Annotated in this window: 22 protein-coding genes and 1 tRNA gene; 14 read left to right on the top strand and 9 right to left on the bottom strand. The window is 69.7% G+C overall.

Annotation, left to right across the window (positions count from 1 at the left end):
* The 7 genes from WFJ01_RS16145 (at position 1) to WFJ01_RS16115 (ending at position 6,439) form a co-directional block, all read left to right on the top strand.
* Complete coding sequence (locus tag WFJ01_RS16145; protein WP_336629639.1) at positions 1-780, top strand: fumarylacetoacetate hydrolase family protein; 780 nt, start codon at positions 1-3, stop codon at positions 778-780.
* The gene (locus WFJ01_RS16140; protein ID WP_336629638.1) at positions 777-2,057 is read left to right on the top strand and encodes an MFS transporter; all 1,281 of its coding nucleotides are present in this window, start codon (positions 777-779) and stop codon (positions 2,055-2,057) included. The genes WFJ01_RS16145 and WFJ01_RS16140 overlap by 4 nt, the downstream gene beginning before the upstream one ends.
* The gene (locus WFJ01_RS16135) at positions 2,054-2,839 is read left to right on the top strand and encodes a class I SAM-dependent methyltransferase (protein ID WP_336629637.1); all 786 of its coding nucleotides are present in this window, start codon (positions 2,054-2,056) and stop codon (positions 2,837-2,839) included. The genes WFJ01_RS16140 and WFJ01_RS16135 overlap by 4 nt, the downstream gene beginning before the upstream one ends.
* A 63-nt stretch (positions 2,840-2,902) precedes the next feature.
* A complete protein-coding gene (gltX, locus tag WFJ01_RS16130) occupies positions 2,903-4,408 on the top strand; it encodes a glutamate--tRNA ligase (RefSeq protein ID WP_251448360.1) in 1,506 nt (501 codons plus the stop codon).
* Between the two features lie 101 nt (positions 4,409-4,509).
* Complete coding sequence (locus WFJ01_RS16125; protein ID WP_336629636.1) at positions 4,510-5,007, top strand: lipocalin family protein; 498 nt, start codon at positions 4,510-4,512, stop codon at positions 5,005-5,007.
* Between the two features lie 90 nt (positions 5,008-5,097).
* Positions 5,098-5,172 (top strand) — tRNA-Gln (locus WFJ01_RS16120).
* A gap of 136 nt (positions 5,173-5,308) precedes the next feature.
* Complete coding sequence (locus WFJ01_RS16115) at positions 5,309-6,439, top strand: TIR domain-containing protein (RefSeq protein WP_336629635.1); 1,131 nt, start codon at positions 5,309-5,311, stop codon at positions 6,437-6,439.
* Position 6,440: 1 nt separating this feature from the next.
* Here the strand turns inward: WFJ01_RS16115 and WFJ01_RS16110 are convergent, their stop codons facing one another.
* Positions 6,441-7,151 (bottom strand): site-specific integrase, encoded by a 711-nt coding sequence (locus WFJ01_RS16110; RefSeq protein WP_336629634.1) that lies wholly within the window; start codon positions 7,149-7,151, stop codon positions 6,441-6,443.
* 563 nt (positions 7,152-7,714) lie between these two features.
* Between WFJ01_RS16110 and WFJ01_RS16105 the strand changes: the two genes are divergently transcribed.
* Positions 7,715-8,173, top strand: coding sequence for a hypothetical protein (locus tag WFJ01_RS16105; protein ID WP_336629633.1), 459 nt, complete (start codon positions 7,715-7,717; stop codon positions 8,171-8,173).
* Here WFJ01_RS16105 and WFJ01_RS16100 read toward each other — a convergent pair.
* Genes WFJ01_RS16100 through WFJ01_RS16090 form a run of 3 tightly spaced genes read right to left on the bottom strand, consistent with a single transcriptional unit; the run spans position 8,147 to position 9,417 of the window.
* The gene (locus tag WFJ01_RS16100) at positions 8,147-8,536 is read right to left on the bottom strand and encodes a Vgb family protein (RefSeq protein WP_442928060.1); all 390 of its coding nucleotides are present in this window, start codon (positions 8,534-8,536) and stop codon (positions 8,147-8,149) included. The genes WFJ01_RS16105 and WFJ01_RS16100 overlap by 27 nt on opposite strands.
* Before the next feature lie 33 nt (positions 8,537-8,569).
* On the bottom strand, positions 8,570-8,971 hold the full coding sequence (locus WFJ01_RS16095) for an MmcQ/YjbR family DNA-binding protein (protein ID WP_336629631.1): 402 nt from the start codon (positions 8,969-8,971) through the stop codon (positions 8,570-8,572).
* The gene (locus tag WFJ01_RS16090; RefSeq protein ID WP_336629630.1) at positions 8,968-9,417 is read right to left on the bottom strand and encodes a hypothetical protein; all 450 of its coding nucleotides are present in this window, start codon (positions 9,415-9,417) and stop codon (positions 8,968-8,970) included. Before WFJ01_RS16090 ends, WFJ01_RS16095 begins: the two co-directional genes overlap by 4 nt.
* A 190-nt stretch (positions 9,418-9,607) precedes the next feature.
* Here WFJ01_RS16090 and WFJ01_RS16085 point away from each other — a divergent pair, with 190 nt between their 5' ends.
* Entirely contained in the window at positions 9,608-11,320 is a 1,713-nt protein-coding gene (locus WFJ01_RS16085) for an amino acid permease (protein ID WP_251448374.1), read from the top strand.
* Position 11,321: 1 nt separating this feature from the next.
* The gene (locus WFJ01_RS16080; RefSeq protein WP_295032711.1) at positions 11,322-12,146 is read left to right on the top strand and encodes a glutamate ABC transporter substrate-binding protein; all 825 of its coding nucleotides are present in this window, start codon (positions 11,322-11,324) and stop codon (positions 12,144-12,146) included.
* 48 nt (positions 12,147-12,194) lie between these two features.
* On the opposite strand, the gene WFJ01_RS16075 is transcribed toward WFJ01_RS16080, so the two are convergent.
* On the bottom strand, positions 12,195-14,078 hold the full coding sequence (locus WFJ01_RS16075; RefSeq protein ID WP_336629629.1) for a bifunctional metallophosphatase/5'-nucleotidase: 1,884 nt from the start codon (positions 14,076-14,078) through the stop codon (positions 12,195-12,197).
* 208 nt (positions 14,079-14,286) lie between these two features.
* On the opposite strand from WFJ01_RS16075, the gene WFJ01_RS16070 reads away from it, so the two are divergent.
* Positions 14,287-15,822, top strand: a complete 1,536-nt coding sequence (locus WFJ01_RS16070) for an SDR family oxidoreductase (protein WP_336629628.1) — start codon at positions 14,287-14,289, stop codon at positions 15,820-15,822.
* 28 nt (positions 15,823-15,850) lie between these two features.
* Here WFJ01_RS16070 and WFJ01_RS16065 read toward each other — a convergent pair whose 3' ends face one another.
* Positions 15,851-16,816: a DNA topoisomerase IB gene (locus WFJ01_RS16065; protein WP_336629627.1), complete on the bottom strand. Its 966-nt coding sequence runs from the start codon at positions 16,814-16,816 to the stop codon at positions 15,851-15,853.
* Between the two features lie 215 nt (positions 16,817-17,031).
* Between WFJ01_RS16065 and WFJ01_RS16060 the strand changes: the two genes are divergently transcribed.
* Together WFJ01_RS16060 and WFJ01_RS16055 are read left to right on the top strand one after the other, a co-directional pair.
* Positions 17,032-17,442 (top strand): DUF4383 domain-containing protein, encoded by a 411-nt coding sequence (locus tag WFJ01_RS16060; protein WP_251448388.1) that lies wholly within the window; start codon positions 17,032-17,034, stop codon positions 17,440-17,442.
* 7 nt (positions 17,443-17,449) lie between these two features.
* On the top strand, positions 17,450-17,971 hold the full coding sequence (locus tag WFJ01_RS16055; RefSeq protein WP_336629626.1) for a hypothetical protein: 522 nt from the start codon (positions 17,450-17,452) through the stop codon (positions 17,969-17,971).
* 67 nt (positions 17,972-18,038) lie between these two features.
* Here the strand turns inward: WFJ01_RS16055 and WFJ01_RS16050 are convergent, their stop codons facing one another.
* From WFJ01_RS16050 to WFJ01_RS16040, 3 genes are all read right to left on the bottom strand, one after another.
* Complete coding sequence (locus WFJ01_RS16050) at positions 18,039-19,088, bottom strand: M23 family metallopeptidase (RefSeq protein WP_336629625.1); 1,050 nt, start codon at positions 19,086-19,088, stop codon at positions 18,039-18,041.
* A 108-nt stretch (positions 19,089-19,196) separates the two neighbouring features.
* The gene (locus WFJ01_RS16045; RefSeq protein WP_336629624.1) at positions 19,197-21,731 is read right to left on the bottom strand and encodes a bifunctional lysylphosphatidylglycerol flippase/synthetase MprF; all 2,535 of its coding nucleotides are present in this window, start codon (positions 21,729-21,731) and stop codon (positions 19,197-19,199) included.
* A 121-nt stretch (positions 21,732-21,852) separates the two neighbouring features.
* Positions 21,853-22,329: an Lrp/AsnC family transcriptional regulator gene (locus tag WFJ01_RS16040; RefSeq protein ID WP_336629623.1), complete on the bottom strand. Its 477-nt coding sequence runs from the start codon at positions 22,327-22,329 to the stop codon at positions 21,853-21,855.
* Positions 22,330-22,443: 114 nt separating this feature from the next.
* Here WFJ01_RS16040 and WFJ01_RS16035 point away from each other — a divergent pair, with 114 nt between their 5' ends.
* Positions 22,444-23,649, top strand: a complete 1,206-nt coding sequence (locus tag WFJ01_RS16035; protein WP_295034604.1) for a trans-sulfuration enzyme family protein — start codon at positions 22,444-22,446, stop codon at positions 23,647-23,649.
* The last annotated feature ends 7 nt before the right edge of the window (positions 23,650-23,656 follow it).

The raw sequence follows: 23,656 nt of genomic DNA, 5'->3' as shown, positions 1-23,656 counted from the left end.
GTGAAGATCGCTCGGTTCAGCCACAACGACGGCATCAAGTACGGAATCCTCGACGAGGGTGAGCTGGTCGTGCTCGCCGGCGACCCGATGTTCGCGGGCTACGAGACGACGGGGGAGCGCGTTCCGCTCGCGGACGCCGCCCTGCTGGCGCCCGTGATCCCGAGGTCGAAGGTGGTCTGCGTCGGCAAGAACTACCACGATCACGCCGCGGAGATGGGCGGCGAGGCGCCGGCGGAGCCGCTGCTGTTCCTCAAGCCGAACACCGCGGTGATCGGCCCGGGCGACACCATCGTTCGTCCGACCGCGCTCTCGGAGCGGACCGAGTACGAGGGCGAGCTCGTCGTCGTGATCGGGCGCATCGCGAAGAACGTCGCCGCGGAGAACGCACACCAGTACGTCTTCGGCTACACCGTCGGCAACGACGTGACGGCGCGCGATCTGCAGCGCAGGGACGGCCAGTGGGCGCGTGCCAAGGGCTTCGACACGTTCTGCCCGCTGGGTCCGTGGATCGAGACCGAGGTGGATCTCGGCAGCGCGGAGCTCACCACCCGCGTCAACGGCGAGGTCCGCCAGCACGCGCCGCTGACCGACATGATCCATTCCGTCGCGGACATCATCGCCTACGCGTCCGCCGTGTTCACGCTCCTTCCCGGCGACGTCATCATGACCGGCACGCCGGCGGGCGTCGGCCCCTTCGAGGCCGGCGACACCGTCGAGGTGGAGATCAGCGGCATCGGAACCCTGCGCAACGCCGTGCGCGACGCTCTGCCCGCCTCGTGAGCGCGGCGGTCCTGACGCCCGACCAGCGGAACCGGATCCAGCGGCGCACGGTCGGCATCCTTTCGCTCGGCCAGGTGCTCGGCGGCGTCGCGTTCGGCGCGACGGTCTCGCTCGGAGCACTCCTGGCGAAGGACATCTCCGGCAGCGATGCCCTGTCGGGGCTCGCCACGGCGTCGGTCACCCTGGGCGCTGCGATCGCGGCCATCCCGCTCGCCCGCCTCGCCGGAACGCGCGGACGGCGTCTCGCCCTGACCGCCGGAAACCTGCTCGCCCTCGTCGGCATCGCGATCGTGATCACGGCCGCCGCCGTGCGCTCGTTCCCGCTGCTGCTGACGGGGATCGTGCTCATCGGCATGGGAAACGCGGGCAACCTCCAGTCCCGCTTCGCCGCGACCGATCTCGCCGCCCCGGCGCACCGCGGTCGCGACCTCTCGATCGTGGTCTGGGCGACGACGATCGGAGGGGTGGCGGGTCCGCTGCTCCTCGGCGCGGGCGAGCAGGTGGGACGAGCGATCGGGATGCCGCCGCACACCGGCTCCTATCTCTTCTCCCTCGTCGCCCAGATCGCCGCCTTCACGCTGTATCTCGTGGCGCTGCGGCCGGATCCGCTCCTCCTGTCCCGGGATCTGCCCGAGACGGGTTCCTTCGTCGGGGCGGTGGAACGGGTGGACCGTCCCGTGGCCGCGCGCTATGCGATCTTCGCGATCGCCGGATCCCACGTCACGATGGCCTCGGTCATGGCCATGACTCCCGTGCATCTCGTGAACATGACGATGGCCGGCATGCACCACTCCGGCTCCATGAGCGGCAGCGGATCGGCCGGCATGTCGGAGGTGGACGTGACCGTGCTGGTCGGCGTGACCATCGCCCTGCACGTCGCCGGGATGTACGGCCTCTCGCCCGTGTTCGGCATCCTCGCCGACCGGTGGGGGCGGCTGCGCACCGTGCTGCTCGGCCAGGTCGTGCTCGTCGCCTCGCTGTGCTTCGCGATGTTCGCGGGGGAGACCCCGTGGGGCGTCATGGTCGCCCTGATCCTGCTGGGACTCGGCTGGAGCGCGGCGACCGTCGCCGGGGCCGCCCTGCTCACCGAGGCGTCGGCGCCCGCGCTGCGCACGCGCAGGCAGGGGCGCAGCGACTCGCTGATGAGCCTGAGCGCAGCGGGCTGGGCGGTGCTCGCCGGGGTGATCCTGCAGACCTTCTCCTACGCGGGGCTCGCGATCGCCGCGCTGATCGTGGTCGTCGCGATCGTCGTGCTGTCGCCCCTCGGGAAGCGATGAGAGGACGCCCCGGATCCTGGAGCGGCGTCGGCGCGGCCTACGCGTCCTCCTACGCGGAGCTCTGCCGGGGGACCTTCCCCGCACTGCAAGCTCTCCTCGGTACTGGGGACGGGCGGACCCTCCTCGACGTCGGGGCCGGGACCGGTGAGCTCGCGGCGGCGTTCGCCGCCGACGGCTGGGCCGTCATGGCGCGGGAGCCCGAGCCGAGCATGCGGGAGGTCGCCGCGCGCCGTCATCCCGGGCTGCGTGCGGAGGGAGGGACCCTTCCTGCGCTTCCCGAGCGCGACGGCGCCTATGACGCGGTGGTCGCCAACTTCGTGCTCAATCATGTCCCCGATCCGCGGGCCGCAGCCGCGGAGCTGCGACGGGTCGCGCGCGGGGCGGCTGCCGCCACGATCTGGACCTCTTCGCCGTCGTGGCTGTGGGCCGAGGTGTGCGATCGGGCGGGCCTCGTCGCCGCGTCCGGCGGCCGGCTCCCGGCGGAGCTGGACTTCGAGCGGAGCGTCGACGGGTTCGCGGCGATGCTCGACGAGGGCGGATGGCCCGATCCTCGGGTGCGGGAGCTGCGCTGGATCTGGCGGGCCTCGCCGGAAGCGCTGTGGAGCTCGGTCGAGGGCGGGATCGCCGGCGCCGGCGCCTACTACCGTGCGCTCGGCACGCGTGATCGCGAGCGATTCCGGGCCGGCTTCGAGGAGGTGGTCGCGGCACGCTCGGTCGACGGTGTCCTGCCGCTGGAGCATGTGGCCGCCGTGGGCGTGGCGTACCTCGATCCGTCCCGGTGAGGCGGTGGGCGGCGAATGCGGTCGTCGGGGAGCGTGCGGCCCGCCAACTAGAATCGAAGGGCTATGGCTACTCCCGATCCCCGCACCACGACCGCGTCCGGTGCCGATGTCCGCGTCCGCTTCTGCCCCTCGCCGACCGGTCTGCCGCACGTCGGCATGGTCCGCACCGCGCTCTACAACTGGGCCTATGCCCGGCACACCGGCGGGAAGCTGGTGTTCCGCATCGAGGACACCGACGCGGCCCGCGACAGCGAGGAGAGCTTCCGTCAGCTCGTCGACGCTCTGACCTGGCTCAAGATCGACTGGGACGAGGGCGTCGAGGTCGGCGGCCCGCACGCGCCGTACCGGCAGTCGCAGCGCGGCGAGATCTATCAGGAGGTGATCGAGAAGCTCAAGGCATCGGGCGCGGTGTACGAGAGCTACTCGACGGCCGAGGAGATCGACGCCCGCAATGAGGCGAACGGGCGCGCCAAGCAGCTCGGGTACGACAACTTCGACCGCGACCTCACCGAGGAGCAGCGGGCGGCGTTCCGCGCCGAGGGGCGTCAGCCCGCGCTGCGCCTGCGCGTCCCGGACGAGGACGTCACATACGTCGACCTCATCCGCGGCGAGGTGACCTTCCCCGCCGGATCCTTCCCGGACTTCGTGGTCGTGCGTCCGAACGGCGCCCCGCTGTACACGCTGGTGAACCCCGTCGACGATGCGCTGATGGGCATCACGCACGTGCTCCGCGGCGAGGACCTCATGCCCTCCACCGCGCGCCAGCTCGCCCTCTACGGTGCCCTCATCGACGCCGGCGTCACGACGTTCGTGCCGCGCTTCGCGCACATGCCGCTCGTGCTGGGGGAGACCGGCAACAAGAAGCTGAGCAAGCGCGACCCGCAGGCCGACCTGTTCCTGCACCGCGAGCGCGGCTTCATCCACGAGGGCCTGCTGAACTACCTGGCCCTGCTGGGCTGGTCGATCGGCCCCGACCGCGACGTCTTCTCGCTCGAGGAGTTCACCGCGGCCTTCGACATCGTCAACGTCAACCCGAACCCGGCCCGCTTCGACCAGAAGAAGGCCGAGTCGATCAACGGCGACCACATCCGCACGCTGGAGCCGAAGGACTTCGCCGAGCGGATCCTGCCGTACCTGGCCGCCGCCGACGTATTCGACGGCGAGCCGACCCACGAGCAGATCGTGCTCGCGTTCCGCGCCGCTCCGCTCGTGCAGGAGCGGGTGCAGCTCCTCGGCGAGGTGCCCGGCATGCTCGGCTTCCTCTTCACCGACTCCGTGTCGTACGACGAGGACGCGCTCAAGGGGCTGCCCGCGAACGCCGCCGAGGTGCTGACGGCCTCCGCCGCCGCACTCGAACCCCTCGAGACCTTCACGCCGGACGCGATCCAGGGGGCGCTCTCCGCCGCGCTCGTCGACGAGCTGGGGCTCAAGCCCCGCGTCGCCTACGGACCGCCGCGCGTCGCGCTCACCGGCCGCCGGGTGTCGCCGCCGCTGTTCGAGTCGATGGAGCTGCTCGGCAAGGACGAGACCCTGCGCCGCCTGCACGCCCTGGCGGACTTCCTGGGCTGACCCTCGTCGGACGTCCTGCCATGCGCCGCGCATCGGGGCAAGCCCCTTGGCTTGTTCGCGACGCTCGGGTGGAATGGGCGTCGACGACGGAGGAGGATCCAATGGACGTGGAGGAAGTGAGGTCGGTGCCCGGGCTGCAGCTCGACCGCTATCTCGGGCTCTGGTTCGAGCAGGGGCGGCTGCCGTTGCGGTACGAGGACGACGACGCGACCGACGTGACCGCCGAGTACGCGCTGGCCGACGACGGCACGGTGCGGGTGGACAACCGCTGTCTGGATGGCGACGGCGAGCCGACGCAGGCGGTGGGGGAGGCGGAGCTCGACACCGAGCATGCGGGCCGGCTGCGCGTCACGTTCCTCCCCGAGGGGCTGCGGTGGATCCCGTTCACCCACGCCGACTACTGGGTGCTGCGCGTGGACGCCGAGTACCGGCACGCTCTCGTCGGAACCCCGGATCGCAAGCACCTCTGGCTCCTGGCACGTGAGCCCCGGGGCGACGAGGCCGTCCGGCGCGATTTCCTGGAGACTGCACGGGCACAGGGCTTCGATCTGTCCGACTGGATCGAGACCTCCCAGTCCGGCGAAGTGGTCGAGATCTGAGTGCGACGCGCGCGGGATCCGGCGCCGGTTTGGATCCCGTCGCGGGCTCGGGTAAGCTTGACTCTCGGTGCGAGGCCCTGGTTTCGCCCTTGGGGTATGGTGTAATTGGCAACACGGCTGATTCTGGTTCAGTTGTTCTTGGTTCGAGTCCAGGTACCCCAGCCAACAGAAGAAGCCCGGAAACACTGAGCAAAATCAGTGATCCGGGCTTCTGTCGTGTGAGGCGGCGGAACGGCGATCCCCTCCGAAACCCCTCCGCGTCTCGGCGGGGATGTCCGTTGTCTCGGCCATTATGGATCTCATGACGAACATCGACGGATTCTGGTCCTACGTGCATGCGGATGATGATGCGGAGTCCGGAAGGATCGCGCAGTTGGCGCGTGATGTCGTCGCGCAGTTTGAGATGTTGACAGGCGAATCGATCAGTCTGTTTCTCGACCGGGATCGGCTGCAGTGGGGTGATGACTGGAGACCCAAGGTTGACGCCAGCTTGTCCTCAATCGCCTTCTTCGTTCCGGTCATCACGCCGAGGTACTTCATGAGCAAGGAGTGTCGGCGCGAGCTGAACTACTTTGCTCGTCAAGCTCAGCGGCTGGGTATCGAAGAGCTTGTGCTCCCGGTGCTTTGGATCGATGTACCGGGATTGCACGACGATGAACCGACTGATGAGCTTCTGGCGCTGGTCAAACGGTTCCAGTGGTCAGACTGGACAACCTTGAGATTCTCTGATGTGGGTAGCGGCGAGTATCGCAAGGCAGTAGCGGAACTTGCCGCGCGGCTCGTTCAGGCGAACAGTGCTGCGGAAGCCGCGGCCAAGACCTTGGACATCGACAAGGTCGAAACGGAACCGGACGATGATGATCTCGGAACCCTCGACAAGCTCGGCGTGATGGAGGAATCGCTGCCGCAGATGACCGAGATTCTCAATCAGGTAGGCAGCACCATTGAAGAAATCGGTCTCGCGATGCAGGGCGCGACTGGCGAGATCCAAGCGAACACGAACCCCAATGCTGCTCTCGCAACGCGACTTCGCATCGCTCGCAAGTTGGCGGCTGAACTCGCCACCCCCGCCGCCTCCATCCGGAGTCTAGGAAACGACTTCTCGTCGGCGCTCAATGACGTAGATGAGGGCGTTCGCATCATCATTGGTCGTGCTCCCGAGGAAGTGGAGGACAACCCTCAGTCGCGCTCGGAGTTTGAGGGGTTCTTTGATGCGATCCGTGGGATGGTGGCGCAATCAGAGGTTGGGCTCGGGGCGGTCTCCAACATGATCGCGCAGCTTGAGCCGATCGAGAAAATGTCCCGAGACCTGCGCCAACCGTTGAGGACGTTGCGCGAGGGTTTGACCCTGTTCGTGGATGGTTTGACGGTGATGAGAGGGTGGGTCGCTCTCATCGACGAGATCGAGCCGTTGCCCGGTGCCGAGGCTTGAACTAGCCGCCGATCTGCGCCACGGGCGCGACCGCGGGGCTACTGGCGAGGGCTGCGAGGCGGGCCATGTCGTCGGTGTGGTCGTCGCTGAACAGGTGCAGGTAGTGCTTGTACATGGTGCCGATGTCGGCGTGGCCCATGTACTTGGCGACGCGCTCAATCGGGATGCCCGCGGAGGCGCACGCGCTCGCGTAGAAGTGGCGGAGGTCGTGCCAACGCACGGCGGGGATGCGTAGCTCCTTCAGCGTGGCGAGGAAGTGCTTCCGGTAGAAGTTGTCCAGGTTGAACTGGATGTCGTAGTCGAGGGTGCCGCGCCCTCCGCTCCTGCCTCCGCGGCGACGTCCTGGCCAGAACATCGCGTCGGGGTCGTTGCCGTGAGGGTGCTGGGCGACGTGCTCTCGTAGACGCTCCACGAGTACGCGGTTCAGCGGCACCTTGCGGATGGAGTTCTTCGACTTCGGGGTGATGTACTGCCATCCGAGCTTCGGCTCGTACTGTGCCTGCCGTTGGACGTGGACATACGGCTGCCGCGCGAACAGGTTCACGTCGCGAATGCGCATGCCCATGAGCTCTCCGGCGCGGAGCCCCGTGTACGCGGCGAACTGCACCACGAGCTCATCCGGCTCCTCAACGTCCATGTACTCGACCACGGCGTTGACCTGTCCCGGCGTCAGGAGTGTCAGTTCATCGTGCTGGACCTTCGGAATCCGCACCGGTGCGCAGGGGGCCGCGGCTATGAGCCGGAGTTGGCTCGCTGATCTCCCTCGCGCTCATGGCGGAGTTAGGGATATCCGCGGAAGTTCAGCAGCGGCCGGCGTGGGACATTCTGCGACCGCCTTGTTGATGCGCAACCGATGCTGGTCGCCTCTCGCAATTGCCCTTCCATAGATGAAACCCCCGCTCCGTCGGGGGTTGTCTTGTGTGCGGAGGGATGGTCGCGCTCCGGACGCGCACAACGCGACAGGGGCGTCGCAGGAAGCGACGTCTTGCGGGATCCGCGGGAAAGCCGCGTGATGATCGAGGGGGATCGGGCTCTCTTCCACTGCACGGCTCGTGACACCGGGCACCACCTCGACGGCGGGTTCCAGATTCCTCGCCGTCGTGTCCCATCTCGCGTCGGTGTCCCTTCGGAGCCGCTGTGCGCGTCCCCCAGGGTGCGCGGGGGTGCGGTCGGATCAGCTGCCGGCCGCACCCCTCTTCGCAGCCGACCGCGTTCGTCGGGGCCGCAGCCGACATCTCGGCTGGAAGCACGTCGGCGGACGGATACGCTCGTCTCATGCCGTCTCGACGTCCTCTGATCGCCGCCGTGCCGGTGCTGCTTGCCGCGGCAGGGGTCCTCACGGCATGCGCACCGGCCTCGGCGCCACAGGCCTCAGTAGTGTCCGCCTCGACATCGCCCGCCGCGGCACCGGTCGAGGTCGCGAGCGCCGGCGGCGACGGGTGGGTGGTCGTGATGTTCGAGGATCGACCCGCGGAGTTCGACACGGGGCTCATGGACGCACTCCTGGAGACGGAGCTGGCCGCCGATGAGGCGCTCGGCCTGGCGAATGCCGGAGCGATCGACGGCAACGACGTGGGAGCAAACGGCTACGAGCTCTACTTCATCGGTGACGATCCGATGGTGATGTGGCGGGTGCTGGAGCCCGTCTTCGCGGCCGCGCCGGTGGCCTGGACGCGCGTGGAGCTGCGGAACGGCCTCGACGACACCTCACCCACGGTCCTCGTCCACGACTGAGTCTCGGCCGGCGCGGGCCTCGTCGACAGTCGAGAGCCGACCGATCGTGTTCCCGGTCTTGTTCGTGAACCAGACGGATGCTCCGTCAGGCCCGGGCTTGATGTCGAAGGGGCCGTCGACCTGCGGGGCCGTGCCCGCCGTCGTCCATGAGCCGTCCGCCGGATCGAATCGTACGATCGTGTTCGCGGCGGTGTCCGCGATCCACAGGGCGCCGTCGGGGCCGAGGCAGACGCCGTCGGGCTCCTGCAGCGAGGCCGTCTCGCATCGCTCCAGCGAGCCTTCGGGATCGGAGGGATCGAAGGAGAGCAATCCCGCGGGCGCCCGGGCGGTGAACCAGACCCGGCCGTCGGCGCCCGGGAAGATGCGGCGGGGAGCCGGTGCGCGAGGGACCTGGGCCTACGGACGATCCGGATCCGCGCGTGAGGCGCTCAGGAAGAGATCCGGATCCACGGGACGCTGCGCGCGGGGGAGCTTCGCGACCACGAGACGGTACGCCTCGGTGACGAGCTCCTCCACGAGATCCTGCTCGAGCGTGCCGTCCGCCTGCAGCGTGATCCAGTGCCGCTTGTTCATGTGATACCCCGGGACGATGGCCTCGAACGTCTCGCGCAGAGCCTCCGCGTCCTCCGGCGCGGACTTGAGCGTCACCGAGGTGCGGCCGGTGGAGGACATCGCCATGAACATCCGCTCGCGCACCCGGTAGACGTCGACTTCGGGGCCGAACGGCTGGTCGACGGTCGTGTCGGGGAGCTCGTCGGCGCGCGCGGCCGCCCACAGCCGCAGCTCCTCGCCGCTCATGGGCGCGTGCGTGCGTCGATGAGATCCGACACGCGCTTCACCTCGGCCGGGTCGGCATCCCGTGCGAGGGCGACGCAGTGATCCATGACCGCCGGACGGTAGCGCACGGGGAAGGTCTGCCCCGGTGCGAGCCGGGCGAGCTCGGTGATCGTGAAGTCCTCGTCGGCGATGCCGCGGAAGGCGGCGCCCTCCGCGGTCCGCACATCCAGCATCAGCACGAGACGCGGATTGCTGTTCACCTCGCGCCAGCCGACGAGGACGCCGATCGCGAGCGCGCCCGTGCGCAGCTCCGCGGTGCGCCGGCGCGCGTCGCGGCTCAGCAGCGGGTTCGGCGCGACACCGGGGAAGTCCGGACCGACGCCGAGCGCTTCCCGTGTGAGATCGGGGCGCAGCCGCTCCATCATGTCGTCCATCCGCTGCTTCTTCGCGTTCTTCCGTCTGAACACCGGCCCCTCCTTCCACGCCACTGCCTCGGAGGACGGCGGTCGTCGTTGCCGTGAGTCTACGGGGCGGCTCGCCGCCGATCCGTTGCCCTCGGTCCAGAAACCGTGCCATTCTCGTTTGCACGTCAGCGCCGATGCCCGGAGCCGCGATGCGACCCGCCCACCGGCGATCCACGGTGATGAGGGGGAACGCATGTCACGGACGGAAGCCACGAATCTCACGCACGACCAGGATCACGGGGCCGAGCACGACGCCGAGCAGGAGGGCTACAAGAAGAGCCTGAACCGGCGCCAGGTGCAGATGATCGCGATCGGAGGCGCGATCGGAACGGGCCTGTTCCTCGGATCCGCATCCCGCCTGCACAGCAACGGACCCGCGCTGGTGCTCAGCTACGCCTTCGTCGGCGTGATCGCCTACTTCTTGATGCGGGCGCTCGGCGAGCTGGTGCTGTACCGGACGACCTCCGGGGCGTTCGTGTCCTGGATGCGCGAGTTCTTCGGCGAGAAGGCGGCCTACTACACGGGCTGGATGTACTGGACGAACTGGGCGCTCACCGGCATCGCCGAGCTCAGTGCCGTCGGCCTCTACATCCAGTACTGGTGGCCGCAGATGCCCACCTGGGCTACGGTGCTCATCGCCCTCGCCGTGGTGCTCGTGGTCAATCTGCTGTCGGCGAAGGCCTTCGGCGAGTTCGAGTTCTGGGCCTCGGTGCTCAAGGTCACCGCGATCATCGTCTTCCTCGTGGTGGGCCTCGTCGTGGTCGTGCTGAGCCTCGATGTCGGCGGACATCGCGCCGGCGTGCAGAACCTCTGGTCGAACCCCGGCGGCTTCTGGCCGACCGGCGACGGTTTCGCCTGGTACGGCCCGATCATCGTGATGTCCGGCGTCGTCTTCGCCTACGCCGCGATCGAGATGGTCGGCATCGCGGCCGGCGAGATGGAGGATCCGAAGCGCGAGGTGCCGAAGGCGGTCAACGCGGTCATCGTGCGCATCGCGGTCTTCTACTGCGGTGCACTGCTGCTGCTCGTGTGCATCCTGCCGACGAGCGAGTTCACGCCCGGCATCAGCCCGTTCGTGACCGTGTTCGGCCGGATGGGGATGCCGTGGATGGCGAACGTGATCCAGGCGATCCTCATCGTCGCCGCCATGTCGTCGCTGAACTCAGGGCTGTACACGACCGGCCGTGTGCTGCGCAGCCTCGGCATGGCGAAGCAGGCTCCGGGATTCACGCTGAAGATGAGCCAGTCCGGGGTGCCGTGGGCCGGCATCGTGATGACCGCGGTCGTGTACGTGTTCGGGTCCATCCTCAACGCCGTGAGCCCCGACGCCTTCGAGATCGCGCTGGAGGCCGCCTCCATCGCTGTCGTCTTCACCTGGGGCACGATCTTCGTCTGCCAGCTGCGTCTGCGCAGGCTCAGCGATCGAGGGGTTCTCCCCGCCAGCACGTTCCGTGCGCCGGGCACGCCGTGGACGAGCTATCTGGGGCTGGCGTTCCTCGTGTTCGTGATCGTGGGCATGGCGATCTCGGGCTGGCAGGCCTCGCCGTACTTCTGGCACAAGACCGGGTTCGTCGTGGTGGTCGTGGGGATCCCGGTGCTCTTCGTGATCTTCGAGATCGGCTGGCTCATCGTGAAGGGCCGGGTGTCGGCGCATACCGATGGCCGGATGCTCAGCAAATGGACCGACACCGGTCTGCGCTACCCGCCCCAGCCCGCCGGGCCGCGCACGGAGTCGATCGCGGCCATCGGCACGGTCCAGTTCGACGTGCACGAGCGGGATGACGACCCCGACGACGGGGGCATCGAGATCGGGCCCGTGGAGATCGACGTGCACGAGTGGGACAACCTCGACGAGCCGGACAGGAATCCGCCTGACGGCACGGGCAAGAGTGAAGGGGGACGGTGACATGCGCCGTCACGCGATCGCCGCGGCCGTCCTCGTCGCATCGGCCGTGCTCGTCTCCGGCTGCTCGTCGACGCCGCCGAAGAGCACCGGCGACAACAACGCCACCGGATCCGCCACGGTGACGATCGGCATCGCCGACGACCTCCCCGGAGTCAGCCTCAAGACCGACGCCGGCTACGCGGGGTTCGACATCGACACCGCCAACTACGTCGCGGGGAAGCTCGGGGTGCCGACGAAGAACATCACCTGGCAGCGCATCGAGCAGTCGGAGCGGGTGAGTGCGCTGACGTCGGGCAAGGTGGACCTCGTCGTCTCGACGTTCTCGATCACCGCGGAGCGGGAGAAGGAGATCGCCTTCGCAGGACCGTACTTCGTCGCGCATCAGGATCTGCTCATCCGTCGCAACGACGACACGATCTCGGGCCCGCAGACGCTGGACGGCAAGAAGGTCTGCGCGGCCGCGGGCACCACCTCGATCGACTACCTCACCGCGCACTACGAGGGCAGGATCACCGTTGTGAAGGTGCCCTCCTGGTCGGAGTGCGTGCGCGACCTCGCAGCGGGGACGGTCGATGCGGTGTCGACGGACGACCTGATCCTGGCCGGATTCGCGGCGCTTCCCGAGTACAAGGGCGTGCTGCGCGTGATCGGCAAGGGGTTCACCGACGAGAACTACGGCATCGGCATGGCGCAGGGCGACAGTCGCCTCGGCACCGTGCGGTCCGCCCTGAAGGAGTACATCTCGTCCGGAGCCTGGAAGGCGTCGCTCGATGCGAACATCGCGCCATCCGGGTACGCGATCCCCGCTCCGCCGACGGTGAAGTAGCGCGGACGCGACGACGCCCCTCCGAAGCGGAGGGGCGTCGCCTGCGGCTCAGAAGACCGGGACGCCGGCGCGCGTGAGCTGCCAGTTCACGACGTGGAACTCGGCCGGGTCGATGACCCCGGCGGCCGAGGCGTAGGCCACGATCGCCTCGCGGATGGCGACCTGCGCGTTGTACACGACGGGTGCGGTGGCGATGTGCGGGAAGCCGCCGCCGCCGGACTGACGGTAGTTGTTCACCGCGACGACGAACTTCTGCGCGGGATCCACCGGTGAGCCCTGCCAGGACAGGTTCGCGATCCTGGAGCCCTGCGGCTGGGCGATGTCCACGTCGTAGGTGACCCCGGAGAACTGGTCGTAGTTGTAGTCCGGGGTGCTCAGCGCGTTGGTCCAGCTCGCGGGGTCGACCGCAGCGGCAGGGGACACCTGCTGGAAGTACTTCGCCGAGTACTCGAGGTAGTCCTTGATCTGCGCACCGGTCAGCACCGACGCCATGAGGGTGTTGTCGTAGATGTACAGCCCCGCGACGTCGCGGATCGTGACCTCGCCCGCCGGGAAGGTCGCCAGGCGGTTGAACGGCGCGGCGATCGAGACGATCGGCAGGGCCGCTTCCGGAGTGCCGGCGATCGCCTTCGAGACCGTGTCGACCTGCACGGTGTTGACGTAGTCGAGGATCGCCGTGTCCTTCCAGCAGGACTCGGCCGCGGAGAGCTCCTCGGTCGAGGTCGCCACCGGCTTGTTGACGTAGGCGACGACAGCGTCGTGCTGCTTCTGGACGAGCGCGACCATCGCGGGATCGTCCTGCACGGTGTTGGTGTTGAGGTTCGTGGACTTGCGCGAGACGACCGTCCACTTGCCCTTGACCTGCTGGAGCTCGATGTCGAAGACGCTCAGGCGCTGCCCCCAGCACATCGGCTCGCTGAGCACGACCTGCTGGCCGGTCTGCGCGTTCGTCACGAAGCGCTGCGGGATGTCCTTGTGCGCGTGGCCGAACAGGATCGCGTCGATGCCCGGTACCTGCTCGGCGAGGATCCCCGCCGCATTCTCGTTCGGCAGATCGGTGCCGTACGACGACGTGCCGCTGTCGCCGGAGTGCACGCTGACGACGAGCAGATCGACGCCCTGGTCGCGGATCACCGGCACCCAGCGCTTGGCGGTCTCGACGATGTCCAGCACCTCGAGCTTGCCGCTGACGTTGGCCTTGTCCCAGATGACGATCCCGGGGTTGGTGAGTCCGAGCACGCCGACGCGGATCGGCTTGGCGCCCTTCAGGTTCAGGGTCTTGATCGTGTACGGCGTGTACGCCGGAACCGTGGTCCCCGCGCGCACGGCGTTGGCGCCGAGCACGGGCGCCTTCATCTGCGAGATCCAGGTGTCGAGGAAGTCGAGGCCGTAGTTGAACTCGTGATTGCCGAGGGCGACGGCGTCGTAGCCGAGAGCGTTCATCTGCGCGGCCATGGGATGGGTCGCACCGGTCTTCGTGATGGGCTCCACCGTTGCGTAGTAGAAGCCCAGGGGAGTGCCCTGGATCGTGTCGCCGGCGTCGAAGAGCAGGGTGTGGTCGCGCCCCCGGTCGGCGCGGATCTGCTTCACCACGCTCGCCACGCGCGAGAGGCCGACGACGTTGCCGGCCTTGTCGCTGTACGCCGCGTCCGTGTAGTAGTCCCAGTTCAGGGCATGCGAATGGAGGTCGGACGTGCCCATGATGGTGATCGTGACGGACTTGCCGATGCCGCCGGCGGCGGCCGAGGCCTTCTCGGGGGTCGCGACCCACCCGGCGGCGGCGAGGGCGCTCGCCGCCGTGACACCCGTGAGGAATCCTCGTCGATTCAGTCCGGAACGGTGCTCCTGCGCGGCCTCGTCCGGAACCGCGCAGGAGCACCAGCGGGGTTCGGGGGCGGCGGCGTGACGGTGCAGATGTGTTTCATCAGTCATGAAGTCCGATGCAATCACGCCCGGAGAACCGGGACAACAGTGCGCGGGTGAACACTCGACGATCGCGCGTATGAGCGGATCCGTGCTGCGTGCGTGCGCGATCGAGCGGAGCGACTCCGGTCGATGAGGTGGCGCTCGCTCGTGGGCTGATCCGCATCAGCGCAGTTTTAGCTAACCTGGTTAGACACTCTGTGAAGGAGCTGATCCCATGACGCGAGTCGTCGTCACCGGCGCAACCGGATACATCGGCGGGCGCCTGGTCCCGCAGCTGCTCGACGCAGGCTACGAGGTGACCTGTCTCGTGCGCTCGGCGTGGAAGCTCACGGACGTCCCCTGGCGGGATCGGGTGCGGATCGTGCCCGCCGACCTCTCGACCGGGGAAGGGGTGCGCGCCGCGATGGAGGGAGCGGAGATCGCGTACTACCTCGTGCACTCGATGAGCTCGGGGGGCCACTTCGCCCAGGCCGAACGCGCGCAGGCCGAGACGTTCGCAGCGGCGGCCGCCGACGCCGGCGTCCGGCGCATCGTCTACCTCGGCGGGCTGCATCCCGCCGAGGGACGGCTCTCGACGCATCTCGCATCGCGAGCGGCCGTCGGACGCGTCTTCCTGGACTCGCCGGTCCCCGCGATCGTCTTCCAGGCCGGGATCGTGATCGGATCCGGGTCCGCCTCGTTCGAGATGATCCGTCACCTCACCGAGGTTCTGCCGTACATGCCCGCACCGCGCTGGGTGCGCAACCGGGTCCAGCCGATCGCCGTCCGCGACGTGCTGCGCTATCTCGTGCGGGCCGCGAGTCTTCCCGAGGGGCTCAACCGCACCTTCGACATCGGCGGCCCCGACGTGCTCCGCTACGGGCAGATGATGAACGGGTACGCCGTCGAGGCGGGGCTGCGGCAGCGGCCGATCGCGGCGCTGCCCGTGCTCACGCCCTGGCTCGCGTCCCAGTGGGTGAACCTGGTCACCCCCGTGCCGCGGGCGCTCGCCGTGCCGATCATCGCGTCCCTGCAGAACGACTGCGTGGCACAGGAGCACGACATCGACCGCTACGTGCCCCCGCCCGAGGGTGGGCTGCTCCCGTACCGGGTGGCGGTGCGGCTGGCCCTCCGGCGCGAGCGGGCCGGGGAGGTCGAGACCAGCTGGCAGAACGCGACGGTCGCGGGCGCTCCGAGCGATCCGCTCCCGAGCGATCCGGAGTGGGCGGGACAGGTCGTGTTCACGGACGAGCGCGAGCGCCGCAGCACGGCGTCGCCCGAAGCGGTGTGGCGCGTGATCGAGTCGATCGGCGGGGTGAACGGGTGGCATTCGGCGCCGCTCGCCTGGGCCGCGCGGGGGTGGATCGATCGCCTCTCGGGGGGTGTGGGGATGACCCGCGGGCGTCGGCACCCCTCCCGCCTGAACACCGGTGACGTGGTCGACGTCTGGCGGGTCGAGTCGATCGTGCGAGGGCACGATCTGCGACTGCGGGCGGAGATGCGGATGCCCGGACGAGGGTGGCTCGAACTGAGCGTGCGCCCGGACGACGAGGGCAGTCTGTATCGTCAGCGGGCGGTGTTCTTTCCCCAGGGACTCGCCGGGCGGCTGTACTGGGCCGTGCTGCTGCCGTTCCACGGGATCATCTTCAGCGGGATGGTCGCGAGCATCCTCCGCGAGGCCGAACGCGACCCGGACCGCGAGCCCGGGGAGCGGCAGCGGACCGCCGGTTCCGGTGCGGACACCGCTCCGCGGGGAGAGAAGAGCCCGTGAGCCTCCCGGGCGCCCGCCCGCGGGTTCTTCAGGGCAGCAGGTCGATCAGCTGCTGCTCGATGCTCCGGCCGTCGGCCCGCACGGTCAGCCCCTGCTCATAGCACTCGAAGAGCCGGGGATCGATGTAGCTTCCGCGCGCCACGGACGGCGTGTTGCCGAGGGCGACCGCCGTCTCCTCGACGGCCATCCGCTCGGCTCGACGGCGTGCGCGCTCGGTCCGGGCGGCGCCGGTGCGCGCGAGGCTGCGCGCGGCGATGACGGTCGCGTGGATGGTGCGGAAGTCCTTGGCGGTGAAATCGCCGCCGGTGCGGGCGCGGACGTCCTCGTTGATGTCGGCGGGGCGCACCCGATGCCACCGGCCGTCTTCCTGCCAGGCCAGCAGCCGGGTCCGCGGCCGGGGCCCGCGGAGACGGAGCCGCTCCAGCACCGCGGCGAGGTCGGGATCCTCGAGCTCGGTCTCCCAGGCGACCCGGCTCTTGCCGCGGAAGCGCAGCCGCACGGTCTCGCCGTCGACCGTCACGTGCCGGGCGCGCAGGGTGCACAGGCCGACGCTGCCGTGTCGTTCGGCGTACTTCTCGGATCCGATCCGGAGCAGCGCGACATCGAGCATGCGGAAGCCGGCGGCGAGGACCGTCGGCCGGGCCGTCCCGCCGGACCGGAGGTCGCGCGTGACGGAACGGCGCGCGGCGGGCAGCGCCCGGGCGAGATCCAGGGCGCGGTCGAACTTCGCCTCCGCCGCCCGGCGCGCCCACTCGGGGTGGTACCGGTACTGGGTGCGGCCCGCGGCGTCGACGCCGGTGGCCTGGAGGTGGCCGTCCTGGTGCGCGCAGATCCAGACGTCCTCCCACGCCGGCGGGATCGCGAGCGCGCGGATGCGCTCGATCGTCCGGGCGTCGCCGATGTGGCGACCTCGGGCGTCGCGGTACTCGAACCCCCGTCCGCGCCGGATCCGGCGGATGCCCGGCTCCTGTCCGTCCACGATCCGCAACGCCATTCCCGGCCCCCTTCCATCGCCCGGGCGGGATCGCTCCGGCCCGCGGCCGATCCTGCCGCGCCACGGCCGGGCCGGCAACGGGCTTGCGCGGGAGGGAGCGATCTGCACCGCAGCCCCGCGAGCTCTCGAGATCTCGCCCGAGGTGCGCAATCCGAATTCTCGGGGACTCCGAAGAAGAGGTGAGCGGCACCCCGCCGCCGAATCGAGGAGGAGCAATGCGTTCGTCACCGAACCGTCTGATCGCCGTCATCTTCGGCGCCGTCTACATCGTCGTCGGAGCACTCGGCTTCGCCGTCACCGGAGGAGTCTCCTTCCTGGCAACTCAGGGAGGGATGCTGCTCGGGATCTTCATGGTCAATCCGCTGCACAACGTCGCGCATCTGCTGATCGGCGCGGCTCTGCTGGTCGCGGGCCTCGTGTCCACGCCGGCGGCGAAGGGCACCAACACCGTCGTCGGAGCCGCCTATCTGCTGCTCGGCATCGTCGGGTTCTTCCTGGTGGGCACGGCGGCGAACATCCTCGCGCTGAACACGTTCGATCACTTCCTGCACCTCGCGAGCGCCCTGCTGCTGCTCGCGGTCGGGCTGGGCGTCGAGCGCAGCGCGCCGCGCGGGGCGACGGCCTGAGGTCGTCGTGCTGCGCACCTGGCCCGCTCTGCTCGCGTGGGGAGCGGGGCTGATCCACCTCGCCATCGGCGCCTCGATCGTCGCGCCGTCGGGTGGCGCGGCGTCGGCGCTGTGCGCGCCGATGCTGGTGGTCGGCGCGGTCGAGCTCGGCTGGGGAATCGCCGTGCTGCGGGCCGGGCGGATCATCGGCGGGCGAGGGGCGGCGACGGGCGCGATCGCGGCGGTGCTGCTCGGTGCGGCGTCGCTCGGGGGCGGCGCGCCGGTCGGCGCCGTCGCGATCTCGTCGGCGCTCGCCGTCGTGGGGGGATCCATGGCGGCACGTGCAGCGCGAAGAGGGGAGCAGCCGGCGGCCTCGGGGGAGGAACCGCCCAGGGCGCCGCGTCTGCGGGCGGCGGGGATGGCCGTGGGGGTCGTCCTCGTCGCCGCGCTGGCGACGCCCGCCCTCGCGCTGACCGACGCGGCCGGGCGCGGAGCAGGACACGACCACGGCGGGGACCTGGTCGTCGTCGATCCGCACAGCGGGCATTGAACCGGAGGGGGGACGGATACGACGAAGCCCCCGCCGTGGCGGGGGCTTCGTCGTATCCGGGGTCGGGTCAGAAGACGTTCGACTCCAGCCAGGCGAGCGGGTCGATCGCGCTGTCGTTGATGTGCACCTCGAAGTGCAGGCAGGAACCGACGGTCCAGCCGGTGTTGCCCACGCGGCCGAGGTACTGGCCGGCGGTGACGCACTCGCCGGTCTGCACCGCGCGGGTGCCGTAGTCCATGTGCCCGTAAAGGGTCGAGACGGCATTGCTTCCGGAGAGCGCCGGGTGGGCGATCTCGACGGTGACGCCGTACCCCTGGTAGCTCTCCGACGACAGCGTGACACAGCCGTCGGCGGCCGCGTAGATCGGGGTGCCGATGGGGGCGGCGAAGTCCTGGCCCATGTGGCTGCGGCCGGTGCGCGGAGCGCCGAAGCCGTCGGTCAGCGTGTAGGAGCCCGCGGCCATGGGGTAGATGACCTGGCCGGGCTTGGCGATGGACGCGACCCCGGTGCGCGCGGCGGCTGCGGTGGCGGCCTGCATCGCGCTGAGCTCGGTCGGCGTCGTCGCGGTGAACGTGCCGTGCACCTGGACGTCGGGCAGTACGCCCTCCGCCGTGGTGAACGACTGCGCGCGGATGTCGGCGGAGGCGCTGCCCGCGGCCTTCGCGTCGCTCGCGCGGACCATGCCGAGCGCCGGAAGCGCGGTGCCGACAACGAGGGCGGAGATCGCCAGGGCGGCGCCGGTGCTGCGGCTGAAGTTCTTGACGCTCCGACGCGGGCGCTTGCCGGCCGGGACGACGTGTGCGGGCAGCTGCTCGGGAGCTGCCGAACGCGCGGGCGGCGTGGTGGCCTGCGGCGGTGCGGGGATGCGCGCCTGCGGCGCGGTGGGGTCTGCGGTGCGGCGGGCGGAGAATGCGCTTCCGTCTGCGGTGGGGGCGCTGGCGGCGACCTGGGCGGCGGCCTGCTCGCGCAGCTCACGGCGCGAGCGGGGCGCGGCGGACCCGGCGGTCGCGGACGGGGATCCTGCGGAATGGGCAGAGGGGAGCTCGGTCTCGGGGGCTCGCGAACTGATGATGTGCTCCTCGGGCAGCGGAGGGGGGGGAGTGTGACGACTCCGCATTCGGGGGCACGGAGTGGTGTTACAACTCCGTAATAATACGGATGGTTCCTGAGAGTTCCATACATTGACCCCCGAACGCGCGTCTCGGCGTGGCGCGTCCGGGTGCGTTCAGTGCTCCCCGCCGCGGTTCGTGATTGTCTGCATGAGCGCCAGATACTCCTTCGGCGTCGCCTCCGGAAGGTAGGCGCTGCCGATCGCCATTCCGATCCTCGGCAGTTGCGCGGGGTCGGCGTAGGCCATGTAGATGGTCTCGTAACGCGGATTGAACTTGCTCTTGAAGCGGAACAGCGAGGTGAACCCGTAGGCGGGCTCCAGCATCTCGCCCAGCCAGCCGAGCAGACGCGACATGACCGTCGGATCCGGGGCCTCTTCGCCCGGCTTGGTCGCGAGCGGTGCTCCGGACAGGCTCATCACCTGAGCTCCCTGCTCCTTCATGTGCAGCGCGGCGGACGCGATGACGAACTCCATGATGCCCGGCATGGCTCCGTCGCTGCGGCGCATGAAGTCGATGGTCCAGCCGGTGATCCTCCCGTCGGTCCAACTCGGCAGCCAGCTCGTGGTCGCCTCGATCCCGCCGTCCTTGTTGATCGCGAGGAAGATCCCGACGTCCGAGTCCTTCAGCTCTTCCATGCCGCCGAGCGTGAAGCCCATCTCGGGGAGCTTCTTGTGCGCCACCCACTCCTCGCTGACCGCGGTGATCTCGCGCGAGTAGCGGGAGGGCAGGTCGTGCCAGGTGGACCAGAGGGTGGTCATCCCCTCGCGCTCGCCGCGATTGAGCGGCTGGCGCACCTTCTGCCAGGCCTTGCCGGTGAGCTCGAAGCCGGGGAGGTCCAGGACCGTCTCCTCGCCGACGGACATGTACTGCCAGCCGAAGGACTGGAAGATCGGCAGATAGCGCTCGTGGAAGCTGTAGAAGCAGGCGGACCAGCCCTGCGCCTCGCAGTATCCGATGAAGCCCTCGATGGTGTCCCGCTCCGCACCCTCGGGGCACACGGGATCCGACATCGTCAGTGCGACCTTGTTGATGACCCGGTAGGCGATCGCGCCCCGTCCGTCCGGGGTGAACCAGTGGGTGTTGCCCGTCCAGGTGCCCATGAACCCGAGCGTGCCTCCGCCGCCGTCCCGCAGGAGCGCACGGAATCGGGCCTCCTCGATCGCGAGACTGGAGACGTGCGTCGCCCGGAACAGGCGGATCGCGGCGAACACGAAGACGATCCAGAACGGCACGCCGATCCACTGGTAGACGACGAGCGCCGCGCCGTCGACGGGGATCCCCGCATCGGCGATGTCGGGAAGGAGCCCGGGGGAGACGAAGGGACGCACGAGATCGGCGAGGAGCTCGCCGATCGAGGGCTGTCCATCGAGATAGTTGTCGCCGTCGATGAGGCCGATCACGACGTAGATCCCCGCGCACACGACGAAGGCTCCGACCACGGTCGCCGTGAAGCGGCGCACGGCCGCGCGCGGAGCCGTGACCTGGAACCGGCGTCGGGTGAGCAGAAGCAGCGCGATCACCCCGATCGGCACGAGGACGGCGAGGATCATGGCGATGCCGTCCTCGATGAGCAGATTGCCGCGGGCCTTGTCGTCGAGAAGATCATTGATCCCCACCGCGGTGGCGGTGAGCACGGCGACCGCGGCGTTGACCACCAGCGCCATGATCCACGCCGCGCGGCGTCCGGTGCGCAGCCCCCACGCCGCCAGCAGCGTCAGCACCAGCGGCACCAGGCTGATCAGGAACGGGCCAGGGCCGGACTGCAGGATCGCGGCCGCCTGGCGCGTGCAGTCCGCGGTGAAGTCCTGGACGCAGGACTTGTCCATCGGCTGCGCCTCGACGGGGGAGAAGCCGGAGACGACGAGCCCGAGCGGGGCGTACCACGATCCCGAGACGAGCACGATGATGGGCCCCAGACCGGTCGCGCCGACGATGGCCGCGACGAGGGTGCGCACCTCGCGGTACGAGCTGCGATGCCAGGAGGGGCGCACGGTTCCACGCGCGAGCACCGCGCCGAGGATGAGCCCCAGCACGCCGGAGAGGAGCCGGAACACGCTGTCGCTGTCGGCGGCGTACAGCGCGAACATGAGGAGGAGCGTAAACCCGACGACGCGGATCCGGCGCTGCCACAGCGCCGGGGCGAAGGCGGACGCCGCCATGAGCAGGCCGACGGTCCCGATCGTCGGATCGGCGACGAGATCGAAGCTGGCCAGCACGCCCCACTGCGATCCCCAGGAGACCAGGAGCGCCTGCGATCCGACGCCGATCAGGATCCCGAGCACGCCGGTGACGAAGAACACCCACACGCTCCGGACGGAGCCGGGCGTGCGCTCGGCGTATGCGCCGGCCGTGAGGATCAGCGCGATCGCCAGGAGCCCGCCGACCACCGAATCGCCGAACAGCAGGGCAGTGAACGGGGTCCACCACAGTCCCTGATCGACGGTGGTGCCCTCCCCGGCGGCGAGCTCTGCGGGGAAGCGCCCGAGGAACGTGCCGGTGACGAAGCCCATCGCGACCACCAGCACGGCGAGCGCCGCGGCGAACGGGGCGCCGCGCAGGTAGGCGAGCACGGCGCCGAGCCAGGGGGGAGTCGGACGCGGGGGCGAGGTGGGCGGGACGGCGGTGCCGGCCGAGACGTCGTCGGTCATGCGGTTGCCCTCTCTGGCGTGAGCGTGCGGCCCGGGGATGCGGCCGAAGCCGGGACCACTTCTCAGAGTGCCGAAGGTCCGGGGCGTTGTACAGTCGCCGGGTCCAGGGCGGGGTCGGTCCTCAGGGCATCGCGACGAGCCCGGAGCCCTCGCGACGTTCGAACACGAGCTGCGTCTCCGTGGCGCGCACGACCGCGTGCACGGTGATGCGCTCGAGCACGATGTCCCGGAGCGCGGCGGCGTCGGCCACCGCGACGTGCACGAGGAAGTCGTCGGCGCCCGCGATGTGGAAGACCTGGAGCACCCCTTCCGTCGCGGCGAGGGCGTCGAACAGGGTCTCGACGCCCGCCTTGCTGTGCGCGCCCAGCCGCACCCGGATCACGGCCTGCACGGGCCGGCCCAGGGCCGCGGGATCCAGGAGGAGGCGCAGTCCGAGGATCACGCCGCGCGCCCGCAGGGAGCGCAGCCGGAACGCGCACGTGGAGGCGGGGATGCCGAGCCTCGACGCCAGCTCCTTGATCGGCGTGTCGGGGCGTTCGGACAGATCGGCGATGATGCGCAGGTCGAGCGCATCGACGGTCTGCTGTCCAGGGGTCAAGATCCGCTCCTTCCGAGCGCGCACCGTTGCTCTGACAGCAAGAATGTCAGACCAGACACGCGTCTGCAGCAATGGGGGTCGCAGTCTGATGCGCGGGGAGGGATGCTGAGGAGCATGATCGATGACGATTCCCTGAACGAGACCCCGCTGCACCCTGCGACCGTCGCGGTGCACGCGGGTCGTGCCGACCTGGCGGCTCTGGGCGTGCATGCGGCGCCGATCGATCTCTCCACCACGAACCCGCTCCCCGACATCCAGCACGGGGGCGACTCCTACGAGTCGATGGCGAACGGCGGGCACCCGCTGCCGGACGGAGGGAACGTGTACGCGCGGCTGTGGAACCCCACGGTCGCCCGGTTCGAGGAGGGCCTCGCCGAGCTCGAGCACGCCGAGTCGGCGGTCGCCTTCTCCAGCGGCATGGCGGCGATGACCGCGGCGATCCTCTCGCACACGACGGCGGCGGGCAAGCATCACATCATCGCCGTGCGCCCGCTCTACGGCGGCACGGACCATCTGCTCGACTCCGGGCTGCTCGGCGCGGAGACGAGCTTCTGCACGGAGGGCGAGGTGCACGCGCACCTGCGCCCCGACACCGGCCTGATCGTGGTGGAGACCCCGGGCAATCCGACCCTCGATCTGGTCGACATCGCGGCGGTCGTCGCTCAGGCGGGGGAGGTGCCGGTGCTCGTCGACAACACCTTCGCGACGCCGCTGCTGCAGAACCCCCTCGACCTGGGCGCGGCGATGTCGCTGCACAGTGCCACCAAGTACCTCGGCGGGCACGGCGACGTGATCGCCGGGGTCATCGCCTGCTCGGAGCAGACCGCACAGGCGCTGCGACGCGTCAGGGCGATCACCGGAGCGCTGCTGCATCCGCTCGGCGCCTACCTCCTGCACCGCGGGCTCGCGACGCTGCCAGTGCGGATGGAGCGCCAGCAGCGCTCCGCCGAACAGGTCGTCGCATGGCTTGCCGAGCACCCCGCCGTGGCGGAGGTGCGGTACCCCGGGATCGGGGATGAGCGCGGTCTCATCCCGCGCCAGATGCGCGGCGGCGGAGCGATGATCGCGGTGCGGCTGCGCGGAGGGTATGCGGCCGCCGAGGCCTTCACGGGTTCCGTGCGGCTGTTCACGCACGCGGTGTCGCTGGGCGGCGTGGACTCGCTCGTGCAGCACCCGGCGGCGCTGACCCACCGGCCCGTGGCCGCCGAGGCGCGCCCCGGCGCGGACATCGTGCGGCTGTCGATCGGGCTGGAGGATCCGGAGGACCTCATCGGAGATCTCGCCCGGGCTCTGGCCCGCGTCGCGGTCGTGGTCTCCTGACCGGATC

The organism is Microbacterium sp. MMO-35 (assembly GCF_037147555.1).
In the GTDB taxonomy this organism is placed as follows: domain Bacteria; phylum Actinomycetota; class Actinomycetes; order Actinomycetales; family Microbacteriaceae; genus Microbacterium.
The sequence above is the reverse complement of the archived record's forward strand: the minus strand, read 5'-3'. Positions and strand labels throughout refer to the sequence as shown.